This is a genomic window from Streptomyces sp. NPDC050988 (assembly GCF_044456225.1).
Taxonomy (GTDB): Bacteria; Actinomycetota; Actinomycetes; order Streptomycetales; family Streptomycetaceae; genus Streptomyces.
The window spans coordinates 248,109-264,353 of sequence record NZ_JBITFQ010000009.1 but is presented as its reverse complement, the minus strand read 5'-3'; the positions used below and the strand labels follow the sequence as shown (position 1 = coordinate 264,353).

Annotated in this window: 13 protein-coding genes; 4 read left to right on the top strand and 9 right to left on the bottom strand. The window is 69.8% G+C overall.

Features of this window, described 5'->3' with window-relative positions:
• Nucleotides 1-19: 19 nt before the first annotated feature.
• Complete coding sequence (locus ACIBEI_RS22045; RefSeq protein WP_398891264.1) at nt 20-2,041, bottom strand: non-reducing end alpha-L-arabinofuranosidase family hydrolase; 2,022 nt, start codon at nt 2,039-2,041, stop codon at nt 20-22.
• Nucleotides 2,042-2,881: 840 nt separating this feature from the next.
• Here ACIBEI_RS22045 and ACIBEI_RS22040 point away from each other — a divergent pair.
• Nucleotides 2,882-3,724 (top strand): hypothetical protein, encoded by an 843-nt coding sequence (locus ACIBEI_RS22040; RefSeq protein ID WP_398891262.1) that lies wholly within the window; start codon nt 2,882-2,884, stop codon nt 3,722-3,724.
• Between the two features lie 131 nt (nt 3,725-3,855).
• Here ACIBEI_RS22040 and ACIBEI_RS22035 read toward each other — a convergent pair whose 3' ends face one another.
• The 6 genes from ACIBEI_RS22035 to ACIBEI_RS22010 form a co-directional block, all read right to left on the bottom strand.
• A complete protein-coding gene (locus tag ACIBEI_RS22035; protein ID WP_398891260.1) occupies nt 3,856-5,343 on the bottom strand; it encodes a hypothetical protein in 1,488 nt (495 codons plus the stop codon).
• A 175-nt stretch (nt 5,344-5,518) separates the two neighbouring features.
• Complete coding sequence (locus tag ACIBEI_RS22030) at nt 5,519-6,250, bottom strand: SDR family oxidoreductase (protein WP_398891258.1); 732 nt, start codon at nt 6,248-6,250, stop codon at nt 5,519-5,521.
• 138 nt (nt 6,251-6,388) lie between these two features.
• Entirely contained in the window at nt 6,389-7,417 is a 1,029-nt protein-coding gene (locus ACIBEI_RS22025) for an alpha/beta hydrolase family protein (RefSeq protein WP_398891256.1), read from the bottom strand.
• A 94-nt stretch (nt 7,418-7,511) separates the two neighbouring features.
• Nucleotides 7,512-7,823, bottom strand: a complete 312-nt coding sequence (locus ACIBEI_RS22020) for a hypothetical protein (protein ID WP_398891254.1) — start codon at nt 7,821-7,823, stop codon at nt 7,512-7,514.
• Entirely contained in the window at nt 7,820-8,515 is a 696-nt protein-coding gene (locus tag ACIBEI_RS22015; protein WP_398891252.1) for a SigE family RNA polymerase sigma factor, read from the bottom strand. Before ACIBEI_RS22015 ends, ACIBEI_RS22020 begins: the two co-directional genes overlap by 4 nt.
• Nucleotides 8,512-10,074: a sodium:solute symporter gene (locus ACIBEI_RS22010; RefSeq protein WP_398891250.1), complete on the bottom strand. Its 1,563-nt coding sequence runs from the start codon at nt 10,072-10,074 to the stop codon at nt 8,512-8,514. The genes ACIBEI_RS22015 and ACIBEI_RS22010 overlap by 4 nt, the downstream gene beginning before the upstream one ends.
• A gap of 168 nt (nt 10,075-10,242) precedes the next feature.
• Here ACIBEI_RS22010 and ACIBEI_RS22005 point away from each other — a divergent pair, with 168 nt between their 5' ends.
• From ACIBEI_RS22005 to ACIBEI_RS21995, 3 genes are all read left to right on the top strand, one after another.
• Entirely contained in the window at nt 10,243-10,464 is a 222-nt protein-coding gene (locus tag ACIBEI_RS22005) for a DUF3311 domain-containing protein (protein ID WP_189841783.1), read from the top strand.
• Between the two features lie 130 nt (nt 10,465-10,594).
• Nucleotides 10,595-12,763 carry a carbon starvation CstA family protein gene (locus ACIBEI_RS22000; protein ID WP_398891248.1) on the top strand — a complete coding sequence of 723 codons (2,169 nt, stop codon included), beginning with the start codon at nt 10,595-10,597 and terminating at the stop codon, nt 12,761-12,763.
• The gene (locus ACIBEI_RS21995; protein ID WP_398891246.1) at nt 12,760-12,948 is read left to right on the top strand and encodes a YbdD/YjiX family protein; all 189 of its coding nucleotides are present in this window, start codon (nt 12,760-12,762) and stop codon (nt 12,946-12,948) included. Before ACIBEI_RS22000 ends, ACIBEI_RS21995 begins: the two co-directional genes overlap by 4 nt.
• Nucleotides 12,949-13,011: 63 nt before the next feature.
• On the opposite strand, the gene ACIBEI_RS21990 is transcribed toward ACIBEI_RS21995, so the two are convergent.
• The gene (locus ACIBEI_RS21990) at nt 13,012-15,405 is read right to left on the bottom strand and encodes an ABC transporter permease (protein ID WP_398891244.1); all 2,394 of its coding nucleotides are present in this window, start codon (nt 15,403-15,405) and stop codon (nt 13,012-13,014) included.
• Nucleotides 15,402-16,094 (bottom strand): ABC transporter ATP-binding protein, encoded by a 693-nt coding sequence (locus ACIBEI_RS21985; protein WP_398891242.1) that lies wholly within the window; start codon nt 16,092-16,094, stop codon nt 15,402-15,404. Before ACIBEI_RS21985 ends, ACIBEI_RS21990 begins: the two co-directional genes overlap by 4 nt.
• Between the last annotated feature and the right edge of the window lie 151 nt (nt 16,095-16,245).

The window sequence follows — 16,245 nt, the reverse complement described above, 5'->3', positions numbered from 1 at the left end:
CGCAGGGGCCCGCGGTCGGTCAGCAGGCCGAGTTGGTCTGGGTGAGCAGGCCGAGCCGCCACGGCAGACTGTTGTAGTCGCCGCTCGCGCCCGGGTCCTTGCCCTGGTAAAGGTACTGAAGCCGGCAGGAGTTGACGGTCAGGGTCTGGTCGTTGCCCGCGCGGACGAGTTCACCGTGGCTGATGTCTCTCGTCCAAGTCCCCGAGGGGAAGGCGACGTTGTTGGCCCGGGCGAACGGGTTGCTCTCGGACGCGGCCAGCGGAGACCAGGAACCGGCGAGGCTGCCGGCGGTCCAGGACCGGAAGTAGCGCCGCCCGTCCGACCCGATCGCCTCCACGAGCAACAGGTACTGGTTGGTGCCCTGCACCTTGTAGACGTTGCTCGCTTCGAACAGGGCGTACTTGTTGGGGTCCTGGGCCGCGATGACGGTGTTGGTGAACCCGTTCGGGAACTGGCCCAGCGTCGTCTGCGAGCGGTAGAGATGCCCGTTGTCGTCGGACGAGAACAAGTAGCAGTTGGCGCTGTCGCAGATCACCCACATGTCCACCCAGTAGCCGTTGCCGATGTTCTGCCGGATGATGTCCGGCATCGACGAGTAGAAGTGGCGCGGCGCGCTCCAGCCGTTCGGATTGCTGATGTCGGTGTTCGTCGAGTACGACGCGTTGCCGGTCTGGTAGACGAGGTACCACGTGCGCTGCGGAGCGAAGTAGAACACCTGCGGCGCGGCCCGGTATCCGGTGCCTATCGCACTGCGGTCCAGATAGTGGTGCGTGGCCGAGGAGGCCTGGGACCAGTCGGTGAAGTTCAGGTACACCAGGTTGTAGCCGGACGCGCTCGCGACGCTGGCGAACACGTGCCACCTGCCGTTGTGGTGGACGACCGACGGGTCCTTGAGCCCGGCGATGTTGTGGGTCGAGTCCGGCTTTGGGGACATCAGCACGCCGCTGGAGCTCCAGCTGTAGCTGCCGGGCAACGCGGCGGCGTCGGACGCGGTCCGTGTGGCGGCGGTGCCGCCCAGCGCGGTCAGTACCGACTGGAAAGCGGGCTTCTTGTTGCCGCTCCGGTCGAACAGCAGTGGGTTCTCCCCGGCCCGCCACGAGTCGCTGTCCCGGATGCCCCACACCGTGATGCCCGTGCAGCGTGACACGTTCATGCAGGCCCTCACCGTGTTCGCGTACGCGGTCGTCGGCGCCTGCGCGATGTCCAGTTCGGTGATCTGTACGTCCACGCCGAGCGCGGTGAAGCTGGCCAGCGTCGTCTGGAAGTTGGACGGCGGCCCGCCGGTACCGAAGTGGGCCTGGAAGCCGACGCAGTCGATGGGTACGCCGCGTGCCTTGAAGTCGCGCACCATGCGGTAGACGCCCTGGGTCTTGGCGGCGGTCCAGTTCTCGATGTTGTAGTCGTTGTAGCAGAGCCTGGCCGCCGGGTCGGCCGACCGAGCGGTGCGGAAGGCCTGCTCGATGAAGCCGTCGCCCAGCAGGTTCTGGAACACCGAGGGCCGGTGCTGGCCACCGGTGCCGTCGGCGAACGCCTCGTTCACCACGTCCCAGGAGTGGATCCTGCCCTTGTAGTGGTTCATCACCGTCGTGATGTGGTTGTTCATCACGCCGCGGAGCGTGTTCGCGTCCGTGATGCCACTGACCCAGCCGGGCAGTTGGGAGTGCCAGACGAGCGTGTGGCCGCGTACGCGCTGCCCGCGTGCGGTGGCGCGGTTGACGATCTGGTCGGCGGGACCGAACGTGAACGACCCTCGGGTCCGCTCGGTGGCGTCCCACTTCATCTCGTTCTCGGGCGTGACCGAGTTGAACTCCCGGTCGAGGATCGTCGAGTACGTCCCGTCGCCGAGCCTTCCGGCGGCCACGGCCGTCCCGAAGTACCGCCCCGTCTGGGCTGCTTGGGCGCCCAGGGTGGAGGCCTTGACCTCGGGAGAGTCGGGCGATTCGGGTGCGGCGGTCGCGGTACCGGGCACCACCATCGCGGCGGCGGCCAGCAGTCCCAATGCCGAGGATCGGCGTCGGCTGAGCCGGTTGAGAAGGTTCACGGTTCTCCTCAGTACGGATGCGGATGCGGATGCGGATGCGGATGGGTGCCCGTCAAGGCATGGCGCCGTCGCTGGCGGGCGGCCGTTGGACAGGTCCCTGAAGCTGTTCGGAAGTTGCGCCGTGACCGCCGATTCCTTCGGAGGCGGAGCGGAGTACGACCGCGTGGATGTGGTGATGGCGCGGGCGTAAGTCGCGTGCGGGTGCGGGCATGCGGGATCCCAAAGGAGGTCGGGGCTCGCCGCACGAACACCAGGTGCGCTCTTCGTCCGGAACAGTGGCGTGTGGGGAGAGCCTTGCCGGTACGGGTGATGCGGGTGCTGTCGTGCCCGGTTCGTACGGAGGGCGCATGAACCGCTGCGGCCGTGTCCTTGTTCGTGGAGTCGAACATCGACCGGTCAGTTGGACGCCTTGGATGATAGGAGCCTCACCAGAGGCGTCAATACCTCTCGCATCATTCGGTTCATGGACCGCATGTTTCGATGGGGTCTCGCCGGGCCTCCGGAGCCCGCTCCCGCCTCGCGGTCCACCTCCGTGTCACGTCCTTCCCGGCCGGTGGGAGCGGGTCGTGACCAAGTCGGAACATGGTGAACTCGTGAAGGATTGACGAGAGTTGTGAAAGGTGACAAGAATTCGGATCACTCCACTCCGCTGTGTCTCAAGCGAGTGAAGTGGCGCGAGTGACTCGGTCGCGCACGCCTTCGTTGCGTCCGCCCGCGTCGGTCACGCGCGCTCAGCCACCTCCCACACATTTCGAACCACAGAGGCCCATCTTGTCGCGTTCGCAACAACCCAGGATTCCGGCTGCCCTCGCAGCGTCCGCTTTCCTCGCAGTCGCCGCCGTGCCCGTGTTCGGGGCGGGCGTCGCAAACGCCACGCCCGGCGGGACGTGCCAGTCGGCCACGGTCCAGTACCGCCTCGTCGGCGCCGACGGAGGTGTCGTGGGCGAGGACTGGACCTCACAGGGAGGATTCCGTTCCTGGGACACCGTCCCCGGGCCCGTCGAGGTCCGCCTCGCCCCCGGGCAGAAGGTCGCGGACGGCTGCAAGTACCCCGTCTCCCTCGCCGAATACACCACCGAGGGGCCGAACTGGGCCACTTCCGGCCGCCAGACCATGGTGGACAAGGCCACCGTCTACCTCACCGCCGATGACGTGGCCGGTGACGACGACGCGAAGCGGACCTGGCAGAAGCTGGCCGTGAAGCTGCCCGACTGCTACGGCCAGATCGACCTGTACGGCGACGACGTCGCGTACGACGGCAAGACGGGCGAGGGGCACGGCCCCGCTCCCTACCAGCCCGACGGCGTCAACACTCCGTACCACCTCATAGCGGCGTGGAACGGAGGCGAGAAGGAGTGCGCCGACAGCCCGCCGGAGTCGCCCTCCCCGACCCCCACCCCTTCTGAGCCGACCCCGTCGACTCCCGCGGGCAGCACTCCGCCCGCGGAGGAGACGACTCCGCCGCCCACCCCCAAGCCCTCCGCGACGCCTCCCACGACACCGGACGTGCCGCCGCTGTCGTCGACTCCGCCCGCCACCCCGGAGCCGTCGTCCAGCGACAGCACGCCGCCGTTGGCGGAGACGGGCGCCGGCGCTCCGGTCGGCCTGATCGCCGGTGGCGCCGCCGTGGTGATCGCCCTGGGCGCCGGTGCGGTGTTCGCGGCCCGCTCGCGTCGCTCGTGACGGACGCGCACGGGATCGTCCGCGTGCCGTAGCGCGTACCTACGGCTCCGCCTCCCGGCCGACACCATCCGTGTCGGCCGGGAGGCGGAGCTGTTGCCCGAGGGCCCCGTCACGCTCAGGGGGTCAGGGGGTCAGGGGGCGATGCCCACGCCGTTGATCTGGCTCCAGGACTTCTCCTGGGCGGCACTCATGGCAGGCCAACGCAGCCCGCCCGGGCGGGGGTTGACCCGTGTGGCGTACGAACTGGGGTAGAAACGCGGGTCGTAGAAACAGCCGGTGCCGTACTTCTTGTCGAACGCGCCGCAGGACGCCGCGAGCGACTTCGGTGTCGGCTTCTTTCCGATGCGTACCCAAGTGCTGAGAGTGGAGATGGAGTTGGCGTACTCGGAATTGCTCAGCCCGCTGTGTTCGCTTTCCCGGGTGAAGGACTGCACGAGCATCTTGTCCCGGTGCGCGCCCTGAAGGCTGTCGCGGTAGGCCGCCTCGTGCTCGATGAACGCCGTCGGATCGTCGATGGCGTGGAGCGTGAGGACGGGAATCGAGACCTTGCCCGTGAGGTCACTGTCGTACGACAGATCGCGAACGGCGGTCGGATCCGCCGAGAACCGTTCGACGCCCGCGTTGAGCGCCTTGTCGTCATGGGACCCGGAATAGTGAACGCCCTTGTTGCTGAACGGATTTCGCCCGCCGAGCCGGGTGTGCACGATGTCGCGGAAGGTGAACGTCGCGAACCGCAGATGCGATTCCAGGGTGCGCTCCGGAATGCCCGTGACCGCGAGGATGTCGTCCAGATTGCGCTGCTGCAGGGCGGTCCGCTCCTCGGCGGGGGAGGAGAATCCCGTGCATTCCTCCAGGCGTGCGCGCAGCCCCGCGCTCGTCATGGTCGAGGTGGCACGCAGCCCCTCCCACAGCGGGTACTGGGGCTCGGTGGGGCGAGGGTGGTTCTGGCAGTAGTACTGGTAGACCACCCGCAGGTCCACGCGGTAGTCGTAGCCGCGGGAGCCGCCGCCGAGCACGCCGTTGGTGAGCAGGGCGCCGTCGTAGGGGCCGTGCTTCTTGGCGCCGTACGTCTCCACGACCTTCGCGGCGACGTTGCCGCCCCAGGACTGACCGTGCACATATGTCCGCCTCGGCTTGTCGAACTCCTCGACGAACAGGCGGCGCAGATTCTCCGTGTCGGCGGCGGCCATCCGCGTTCCGTAACCACCGCGGCGATACGACGAACCGGCCCACGCATAGCCTTCGTCGACCATGACCGACCAGCGTTCCAGATCGCCGATGCTGCGGTCCGGGTCGGAGTCCGCGCCGAGGTCGGGACCTCCGTGCGCGTGCATCACGAGCGAGCCGTTCCATTCCTTCGGGACGGCGATCGCGTAATAGGCGCCGTTGGAATCCTGCCCGGTGTAACAAGTGGCCTTTCCGGTCAGGGTGGTTGGGCACTCCACTGAGGCCGGTCCGTCCGCGGCCGTAGAGGTGGAGGAAGCCGACGTAGGTCCAGCGAGTGTGCCGACGAGAATTCCCGCGACGCCCGCGCCGATCGCGGCACGGCGGCGTCGAAGTCCTTTGGCCCCATTGCGGATGTCACGGATACCCGACGTTCCGAGTCTCGGCCGGTCCATGGGCGTGCTCCTTCTCCTCATCGGCGCACCGTTGCGCGGCGCGGCCGATGCTAAGGAGAGGCCGGGCGAAAACCCATGGCTTGATCATTGCGTTCATAGTGTTCATCCACCGGTGACCGCAGACTCGCCGGCAGTGGCGGGTATTCCTGCGGTCGGGAGGGACCGCCGATTTGTTTCAGGAGAGCCAGTCGGTGTAGCGGGTGGGCGCGATGTGGGCATCCTTCGGGGCGATCAGGACGGCACCGCGGACGGCCGCGAACATGCCCGCGCTGTCGTCGGTCGTGACCGTGCGGCCGTCCGGGTGGGCGTCCAGCGTGATCCTGCCGAGCTCGTCGAGCCGGTAGACGTCGGGGCCCGCGACATTGTGGATGCCCCGCAAGGGGGTGCCCGAGGCGACCTCGGCGACCGCGGCGGCGACGTCCTTGGCCGCGATCGGCTGGATCGGTGTGCTGGGCAGGCGGACGGTGTCGCCGTCGGTGGTCCAGGACAGGACCGCGTCGACGAACTCCATGAACTGGGTGGCCCGGACGATCGAATAGGGGACCGGCCCGGCCCTCAGCACGTCCTCCTGGAGGGCCTTGGCCCGGTAGTAGTCCAGTTCGGGCACCTGGTCCACGCCGACGATCGAGAGGATGACGAAGTGCTGGACGTCGCTCTTCCGGGCGGCCGCGAGCAGGTTGTCCATCGAGGTCTGGAAGAACGCCGGGGAGGCTTCGTCGAACGTCGGGGAGTTCGTCAGGTTGATGACGGTCTCGGCGCCCTCCATGGCCTGTTCCAGGCCCTTGCCCGTGATGACGTCGACTCCGCTGGACTGGGTGTGGGGCACCGCGTCGTGCCCGGCGTCGTTGAGTTTCGTGACGACCTGCGAACCGATCAGTCCGGTACCGCCGATCACTGCGAACTTCATGACACGGCCTTTCCGTCTGGGTCTGTCGCTTGGCATACCGATCGCTCCCGATTGGGGAGGGATCGTACGAGAAACGGTAGGGGAAGGTTCGAGCAGTCGCTCGGCATCCGGCGAGCGCGGACAGCCGACCGCGGTGGGTCAGCGCAGATGCTTCTCGAAGAAGTCCATCGTCGTCTTCATCGAGGCCGGCCACTGCGGGGCGAACGTGTGGTGCTCGCCCTTGTACTTCACCAGCTCGACGTCCTTGCCCGCCTTCTCGAACGCGGCGGTGGTCCGCTCCGACCAGACGATCGGGCAGCTCTCGTCGGCGGTGCCGTGATGGATGAGCAGCGGTTCGGTCACCCGATCGAAGTAGGTGATCGGGGAGGCTTCCCTCCAGAACTTGGGGTTCTCCTCAGGGGTGCCGTGCGTCTTGTCGATCTCGGCGACGACCGGATCGCCGTCGCCGCGCTGGAAGTGGTCGATGTTCTCGTCCGGACGCGAGCTGACGGGGGCGAACACCACGGCAGCGTCGACCAGACCGGGCGCGACCACCAGCGTGTTGTACACGACGCCACCGCCCATCGACCGCCCCAGCAGGCCGATCCGCTCGCCGTCGATCTCCGGACGCCCCGACGAGCGCAGCGCCATGACCGCGCCGATGGTGTCCTCGGTGTAGCCGAGGCGCAGGTTGACGTCATTGTCCGGGTCGTCGTCGGAGCCCGCGTGGTTGCGGTAGTCGGTGTGCAGGACCACATAACCGTTGCGGGCCAGCAACTCCTGCTCCCGGGCCAGTCCGCGGCCACTGGTGTAGACGGCCGGGTCGATGTACCCGTGCGCCAGTACCAGGGCGGGGAAAGGCCCCTTGCCCCTGGGAATGTTCATGATTCCCGAGATCGTCAGCCCGTTGGCCTCGTACGTGACCGCGTACTGGGTGTAGGCGTCGGTCCGCACGCGTACGTTCCCGAGCTTGAGGTCGGAGCCCCGGTGCTCGCGCTGGATCAGCCCCGGGATCGACACGGGGTTGGCCGGAGTCGGGGTGGGGGTGGGCGTCGCGCTGGGGGTCTTGGCGGAAGCGCGGGCCGACGTCGGCGGACTCGTGGGATCGGCGTCGCCGTCCCCGGTGCAGCCGACAGCGGCCACCAGCACCAGCCCCGCGGCACCACAGGCCATGCTCCGAAACCGCATAGGGCCAGTATCCCCCCGATCGGCCGCTGCGGGCGGTGCCGTACGAGTTCTCGACGGCGGGACGGCCGGGAGGGAACGACTCCGCGGCCGTCCATCAGCCCGGGACGGCGCCCGCCCCGCTGGAAGCGACCTGGCTCCCCGTGCCGGAGAAGATGACCCCGGGCTCGGAGGGCGCCTGGTTCAGGACCCAGAGACCGATCAGGGTGGCGAGCGTGAAGACGACCGCGATCAGGACCGCGAGGACGAGCCGACGCCGCCGCTCGCGCCGCAGCCAGTCGCCACGGGCCGTGCGGTAGGCGTCGGGGGCCGGGTGCACCCCGCCGGCCAGCGCCTCCAGGGCTGCGCGCAGCTCTTGCTCCGTACGGTCCGGCTCGTGTTCCGTACGGTCCGGAGAGGTGTCGTTCATCGCCGGGCCTCCATCGCCTGGGTCAGGGCGGCGATGCCGCGTGCGGTGTGTGTCTTGACCGATCCGCAGGAGATTCCCATCGCGGCGGCTATCTCGCTCTCCTTCAGGCCGAGCCAGTGGCGCAGCACGAGCGCTTCGCGCTGCCGCGCGGGCAGTTGCTGCAGCGCGTCGATCAGCACGCGCTGGTCGTCGTGGAGCAGCGCGGTGCTCTCGGCGGAGGCAACGACATCGCTCGGCGGGTTCTCGACGTGCTTGCGCGCGACCTGGAGGTGGCGTATCCGCATCCGGGTCAGATTGCACACCGTGGACCGCAGATAGGCCTCCGCCGCCTCGGCGTCCCGCAGCCGGCGCCACTTCCGGTAGATCTGGTAGTACGCCTCGGCCACGACGTTCTCCGGATCGTCGGCGCCGAGCAGTACGGCCAGGCGCAGCATCGAGGAGTAGTGCACCTCGAAGAGCCGGGCCAGGGCGGCTTCCCGTTCCAGGTCGACGGGATCGCCGACCGCGGGGGACAGGGGTGTCGTCTCCTCGGGCGCCCCTTCGTGTACGCCGTCGGGGCGGGACTCTTCGCCGGGGCCGGGACGGTCCGCGCCCGGCGGCCGGGCCGTCGCCGCGCGCGGAACGCGTGCCTCGGGGACGGCGGGCGGAACAGCCTGCGCCACCGTCGAGCGGGTGTGCTGTCTGCGTCTCACGGTTTGGTGGCTCCCGTCTCGGGGCGGCGCCTGACGGTCAGGCGCGACGGTAGGTCGGTGACATCGGCGCCGCGCGGGACGCCGAGCCGTTCGAGGGCCGCGGTCCCGACCAGGGTGACGGCCAGATTGAGGACCAGGGCCGCGAGTCCGGCGTAGATCTCCAGCGGCCGGTCGGCGGAACCGAAGGCCACGATGGACGAGAACCCCTCGCGGACCACCAGGAACGTGCCGGCCGTCATGCCCACGGCCCACCCGGCGATCAGCGCCCGCGGATGCATCCGGCCCGTGAACAGCCCGACGGCCACGGCGGGGAAGATCTGCAGAATCCATACACCGCCGAGCAGTTGGAGGTTGATCGCGTCCTGGTCGCGCAGCCCGAACACGAAGGCCACCGCCCCCACCTTCGCGGTGAGCGAGACCGCCTTGGCGATACGCACCTGCCGTTTGGGCGTGGCGGTCGGCTGCACGTACTCGACGTACACATTGCGTACGAAGCAGGTCGCGGCGGCGATCGACATCACGGCGGCCGGGACGAGCGCCCCCACGACGATCGCGCCGAACACCAGCCCGGCCAGCGGCCCCGGCATCAACCGGTCGACCAGCATCGGAACCGCCGCCTCGGCACCTCCCTCCGGGGCCTGAACGCCCGCCGCGAGGGCCGCGACGCCGAGGAAGCCGAAGAGCGCGAGCAGGCCCGTCCAGGCGGGCAGGGCCACGGCGACCTTGCGCAGGGTGCGCGGGCTGTCGGCGGCGAATCCGGCGGTGAGCACGTGCGGGTACATCAGCAGGGCCAGCGCCGAGCCCAGGGCGAGGGTGGCGTAGGCGGGCTGCTGCTCGGGGGAGAGGAGCAGGGCGGAGTGCGCCGTGTCCGTACCGCCGAGCCGTTGCGCGGCCCGGTCGAAGAGCGGGCCGGGGCCGCCGAGCCGGGCGAGGACCAGCCAGCAGACCGCGGTGAGCGAGACGAAGACGGCCACCGCCTTGAGCGCGGAGATGACCGCGGGCGCGCGCAGCCCGTGCCGGTACGTCGCCACCGCGAGACCAGCGAAGAGCGCCACCATCACGAGATCGCCCGCCGCGCCGCGCGGATAGACGCCCCCGGCGGTGAGCACTGCTCGTATCCCCAGCAACTGCAGCGCCAGATACGGCATCGTCGCAAGGATCCCGGTGAGCGCGACGACCAGGGCCAGCGGCGGCGAACCGTACCGTCCACGGACGAAGTCGCCCACGGTCACGTAGCCGTGGCGGCGGGCCACCGCCCACAGGCGGGTCAACAGGACGAAGGCCAGCGGACAGACGATCACCGTGTACGGGACCGCGAAGAAGGCGGGCGCCCCGTTGCCGTACGCCAGGCCGGGGACGGCGGTGAAGGTGTACGCGGTGAAGATCGTGCCGCCCAGCAGCAGCCAGGTCCACACCGGGCCCAGTCTCCGGTCGGCCAGCGCCCAGCCCTCCAGGGACGGCAGCCGGTCGGTGGGGCGCAGACGGCGCGCCGTGACGGCGAGCAGCGACGCCCCGCCGATCACGGCGAGAAACGTCGCGGTCATGGCGACATCCGCCATGGGTCACCGTCCTTGGTGTGCCTGTGCCCTTGCCGGAGAGTTGCGCGGGCACCCCACTCGGAGGACAGGGAACCGGCGGGAAATCTTCTGGAAATTCGCTGTCAACCAGTTCCGGCCGGTGGGCAACTCTTGCACAGACCGACAAGCACGGGGAGAGGAGCGCAGGTCATGGCACCCACGGATCATCACCGGCTACGGCGCGTCGCGATCGCCGTACTGCTCCTCGCGCCCGCCGCCGGTCTGCTGTGGGTCCCCTGGTACGCCGGTGAGAGCCCACGGCTCGCGGGGACGCCGTTCTTCTACTGGTACCAGCTCGCCTGGGTGCCGGGCTGCGGCCTGTGCCTCCTGGCCGCATATGCGCTGACCAGGCACGACCGCCACGATCCCTAGGCGGTACGTACGACCGGCACGACCCCTAGCTCGTACGCGTTCCGCAACCCGCACCGCCGACCCGTACGCATCCGTACGAATCCGTACGCATCCGTACCACCACACATCACCGTAGAGGTGAGGAGCCGCCATGCCCACGTCAGTCATGCCCGAATCCGGTCGCCCGGCGCCGGAAGAGCCGCCGCCCGCACGCTCCCGGATGACACCGCGGTCGCTGCTGCTGTGGGCCGCCGTCGCCCTGCTCGGCGCGATCGGCTGGGGCGTCCTCGCGCTGGCCCGCGGCGAGGAGATCTCCGCGGTCTGGCTGGTGGTGGCCGCCCTCGGCTCGTACGCCATCGCCTACCGCTTCTACTCCCGATTCGTCGCGCGGCGCGTACTGCAGCCCGACGACCGTCGGGCCACCCCCGCCGAACGCCTGGAGGACGGAGTCGACTTCCAGCCGACCGACCGCCGGGTGCTGCTGGGCCATCACTTCGCGGCGATCGCCGGCGCCGGGCCGCTGGTGGGGCCGGTGCTCGCGGCGCAGATGGGGTATCTGCCGGGCACCCTGTGGATCGTCGCCGGAGTGATCTTCGCCGGGGCGGTGCAGGACATGGTCGTGCTGTTCCTTTCGATGCGGCGGGACGGCAAGTCGCTCGGGCAGATGGCCCGGGAGGAGATCGGCAGGGCGGGCGGGGCCGCCGCGCTGATCGCCGTCTTCGCCATCATGATCATCCTGCTCGGGGTGCTGGCCCTCGTCGTGGTCAACGCGCTCGCCCACTCCCCGTGGGGCACTTTCTCCGTCGCCATGACCGTCCCCATCGCCCTGTTCATGGGGTTCTGGCTGCACCGCATCCGGCCGGGCCGGGTCGTCGAGACCAGCCTGATCGGCGTGGCGCTGCTGCTTCTCGCCATCGTCGGCGGCAGCTGGGTCCAGGAGTCCTCGCTGGCCGACACCTTCACCCTCAGCCCGACGACCCTCGTCTTCTGCCTCGTCGGCTACGGCTTCGTCGCCTCCGTGCTGCCCGTGTGGATGCTGCTCGCGCCGCGCGACTACCTCTCCACCTTCATGAAGATCGGCACCATCGCACTGCTCGCGGTCGGCGTGATCGTGGCCGCGCCCGTGCTGCGGACCGACGCGGTCAGCGACTTCGCCTCCTCGGGCACGGGCCCGGTATTCGCCGGATCCCTCTTCCCGTTCCTCTTCATCACCATCGCGTGCGGCGCGCTCTCCGGCTTCCACGCACTGGTCGCCTCCGGGACCACCCCGAAGCTGATCCAGAAGGAGTCCCAGGTCCGCATGATTGGCTACGGCGCCATGCTGATGGAGTCGTTCGTCGCGATCATGGCGCTGATCGCAGCCGCCACCCTGGAACCCGGCCTGTACTACGCGATGAACGCGCCCGCCGGACTGCTCGGCACGACAGCCGAGTCGGCCTCCCAGGCGGTGGCGGGCCTCGGCTTCACCATCACCCCCGACCAACTGACGCAGGCGGCCAAGGCCGTGGAGGAACAGACGCTCATCGCCCGCTCGGGCGGAGCGCCCACCCTCGCCGTGGGCATGTCGGAGATCTTCTCCGGAGTCTTCGGCGGCAGCTCGATGAAGGCCTTCTGGTACCACTTCGCGATCATGTTCGAGGCGCTGTTCATCCTGACCACGGTCGACGCCGGCACCCGCGTCGGACGCTTCATGCTCCAGGACATGCTCGGCAACGTCTGGAAGCCGATCGGCCGGGTCAACTGGAAGCCGGGCATCTGGCTGTGCAGCGCACTCGTCGTGGCGGCCTGGGGCTACTTCCTCCACTCCGGTGCCACCGACCCCCTCGGCGGAATCAACCAGCTCTTCCCGCTCTTCGGCATCGCCAACCAGCTCCTCGCCGCCATCGCCCTCACCGTCTGCACGACCGTCCTCGTCAAGTCCGGACGGCTGCGCTTTGCCTGGGTCACCGGGGTCCCGCTGGCCTGGGTGGTCGCGATCACCTTCACCGCGGGCTGGCAGAAGATCTTCTCCGCCGACCCGCGCGTCGGCTTCTTCGCCCAGCGCGAGCGGTACGCCGACGGCATCGACGCCGGTCAGGTCCTGCCGCCCGCCAAGACCCTCGACGACATGCACACCGTGGTCACCAACTCCACGGTCGACGGCGTCCTGATCGCCCTGTTCCTGCTCCTGGTCGCCGCGGTGATCGTCAACGCGGCCGTGGTGTGCGTACGCGCCGTACGGTCCCCGGTCCCGCTGCCGACGACCGAGACGCCGTACGTCGAGTCCCGCATCGACCTCCCGGAGCAGTCCGCCGAGCCGCTGGCGGGAGCCCGTTCGTGATCGTCCGGCGGTGGGCGCGTGCCGTGCGCTGGTACCTGCGCGAGCTGACGGGGGAGGCGGAGTACGACCGCTACTGCGAGCGGCATCTCCGCCACCACCCACTCGCCCCGGTACCGACACCACGCGAGTACCAGGCACTGCGGGCCCGGCACCGGGAGGACCATCCGCAGAGCCGCTGCTGCTGACCCGGAGCGTGGAGGGGGCCGCGGGGGCCCGGCGTCGCAAGGGCGCCGGGCCGCCGAGGGCCGCTACTCCGTGCGCAGAGCCACAGCCGTACGGGCCCTGGCCGCCCAGCCCGCCGGGAGCAGCGCGCCCAGCATCGCGATCGCGATCCCGGCCACTCCCAGCAGCACCAACTGCCAAGGCACGTACACATCGAGGACCGAGGGCGGCAGATCGGTGCCCGCGGCATGTCCCATCACCGGCAGCACGATGCCGTGCAGCGCGAACCCGGCGGGCACGCCGACCAGACCGCCGAGCACACCGATCCCGGCCACCGAGGCGAGTACGAGGCCCACGGTCTGCCGCGGCGACATGCCGAGCGCCTTGCAGACGCCGAGGTCGTGGACGCGCTCACGGGTGTCGATGACAACGGAGTTGAGCACACCGAGGCCGGCCACGGACACCAGCATGAGGGTGAGCAGCGCCGCCATCGACTGCAGGATGAGGACGAAGTTGTCCTGCTCCGAAGGGGAGTTGGCCATGGCGTCTCCGCCGAGGGGGCGCACCACCGTGGTGAGCTTCTCGGCGTAGTCGGCGGGAGCGACACCCGACTTCACCTCGACGAGGAACGTCCGGGGTTCGGCCGCGGGGAAGTCGGCCATTCCCGCGTGGAGTTGCATGCCGTCGTCCTCCGTGTCGAAGGCCTCGCCGACGATCCGCAGGGTCCGGGTGTCTCCCTGGTGGGTCACCCGGACGGTGTCACCGACCTTGGTGCCGGTCCGTTCCAGGAAACCCGAGGCAACCACGACCTGCCCCGCACCGTCGATCCAGTGCCCGCTGATCATCTCGTAGCTGCCGGGCCGGGAATCTCCCTCGTAGAGGCTGATCGTGACCGAGCCGGTGACCCCGGTCACGGTGACGTCCTCCTGTGTCGTGGCGTAGTACGAAGCGGTGCCCTCCTGCGCCTCGACCGCGGCGCGAATCCGCGCCGGATCGACGGGCGGGGCCTCGGAGCTGCCCCCGGCCGCGGCTCCGGGCCTGCCCTCGCCCGGCGGGGGCATGGGGCCACCGGACGGTCCGCCGGCGAACACGGTGACCGCGGCACGGTCCTCGGGATCCTGCGCCTCGCCGACCGCCGTGAGAGACGCGGTCAGCCCCACCGCGAAGGTCGCCGCGACCGTACCGAAGGCCACCGCGAGCAGCATCGCGACCGTGCGGACCGGGTGCGCGAAGGGGCTCGCGAGGCCGTACGTCACCGCCCTCGGCAGCGGCAGCCGCCCCGCCACCCGATGCGCCCACTGACCGCGACCCGTACGCGGGGCCCGGCCCACCGCGATCGCCTCGACCGTGCGCAGCCGCCCGGCCCGCAGCGCGGGAACCAGCGCGGCGAGCCCCACGACCACCAGCGCGGCGACCGGCACCACGACGTCCACCCACCACGCCACCGTCAGTGAAGCGGTGCCGTACGCCTGCTCGGTGTCGTCGAGGAGCGGCACGGCCAGCAGGTTCCCCAGCACGACGCCAAGCGCGATACCGACCGCGGCCGGGATCAACGCCTGGGCCACATAGGCCCGTACGACCTCCCGCGGTGTGAAACCGATGGCCTTGAGGATGCCGATCCTGCGCAGACTGGAGCCGACCGCGCCGCTGGTCACACTGCCGACGATGATCACCGACATCACGATGCCGAGGACGCCGAAGGCGATGAGGAAGGGGATGGTCGGGGCCGCGCCCTGGTCGGCGGCGCGCTTGGTCTCCAGATAGGACTGGCTGCCCAGCAACGCACCGGACGGCACGGCCGCGGCGAGCTTCTTCCGGCCGTCCGTGACCTGCTTGTCCGTTCCGGCCGAGTCGAAGCGGTACAGCATCTGACTGGTGAGCGGGTTGTCGGCCGACGCAAGTGCCCTTGCCTGCACGGGGGTTGCCCAGGCGTCGGCGGTCCTGCTGACCGACAGGGCGAGACCGACGACGGTCAGGGTCGAACTGCCCTCCGTGTCCGACGTCTTGAGAGTGGAGCCGAGTTTGAAGGCTGGGCCGGCGAACGCCTCATGGAGCACGATCTCGCCCGCTTTCGCCGCCCACCGGCCGGACTTGAGGTCCAGATCGTCCACGCCGGCCTGCGGACCGGACCGTCCGACGAGCGTCAGCGTCGGCATACGCAGGCCCGCCGAGTCCTCCGGCTGGATCGTCGTGGAGGGGTACGGCCCAGCGCTCGCGGTGACGCCCGTCAGCTCTCGGGTGGCCTTGAGCTGCGACGCAGTCACCTTGTCCGGGTCGAACTGGGCCGTCAGATGGGCGCCTCGCTGTTTCGCGAAGGTGTGGTCGAAGGGCGCGTTCGCGGCCACGATGAGCGACCCGGCGACCACCGCCGAGGCCACGGCCATCATCGTGGCCACGGCGATCACCACGGTCTGCACCCGGCGCCGCCCCACACCGGAACGTATGACCCGGCCCAGCGCACCGCCGCCGAAGCGGGTCATCGGACGGCCTCCGCCCGCGTGTCGAGGGCGAGATGACCGTCGACCAGATGGATCGTCCGGCTCGCACACGCCTCGGCGAGCGCGAGGTCGTGCGTCACCAGCACAATGGTCTGGCCGCCGCGGTGCAGCTCCACCAGCAGCTCCCGTACGTCCTGGCCCGAGGCGGTGTCGAGGGCACCGGTCGGCTCGTCGGCGAGCAGCAGCGCGGGACGGTTGACCAAGGCCCGGGCGACCGCGACGCGTTGGCGTTCACCGCCGGAGAGCCGGCCCGGGTAGGCGCGGGCGTGCTTCTGGATGCCGAGCACCTCCATGAGTTCCTCGGCACGGGCCGCCGTCCTGCGCCTCGCGGTGCCGGTCAGCTGGGCCGGGAGCTGGATGTTGTCGGCCACGGTGAGGTCGTCGAGCAGGTTGAAGAACTGGAACACCATGCCGATCTGCTCGCGGCGGAACCGGGCCAGCGCGTGCTCGCTGAGATCGTTCAGCCGTCGGCCGCCCACGGACACGGTGCCCTCGGTCGGCTTGTCCAGTCCCGCGACGAGGTTCAACAGCGTGGACTTGCCGCTGCCGGAGGGACCCGTCACGGCAAGGGCCTCGCCCTTCTCGACGGAGAGCGTGAGAGGGCCCAGCGCGGGCGTGCCGACGCTGTCGTAGCGCTTGGCCACGCCCTCCAGTTGGATCACCTGAGTCATGGGAGTCGACCGTCCTTCGGGTGGCATCGGTTCGCTTCGGTTGGGTCGGGCCCGGTACATGAGGCGCGTTGCCGGGCTCAGCGAACCTAGGAGCGCGGGGTGCTGGGGCGCGTCGGCCGCGGCACCGACATCAGGACCTCCCCGCGAACGA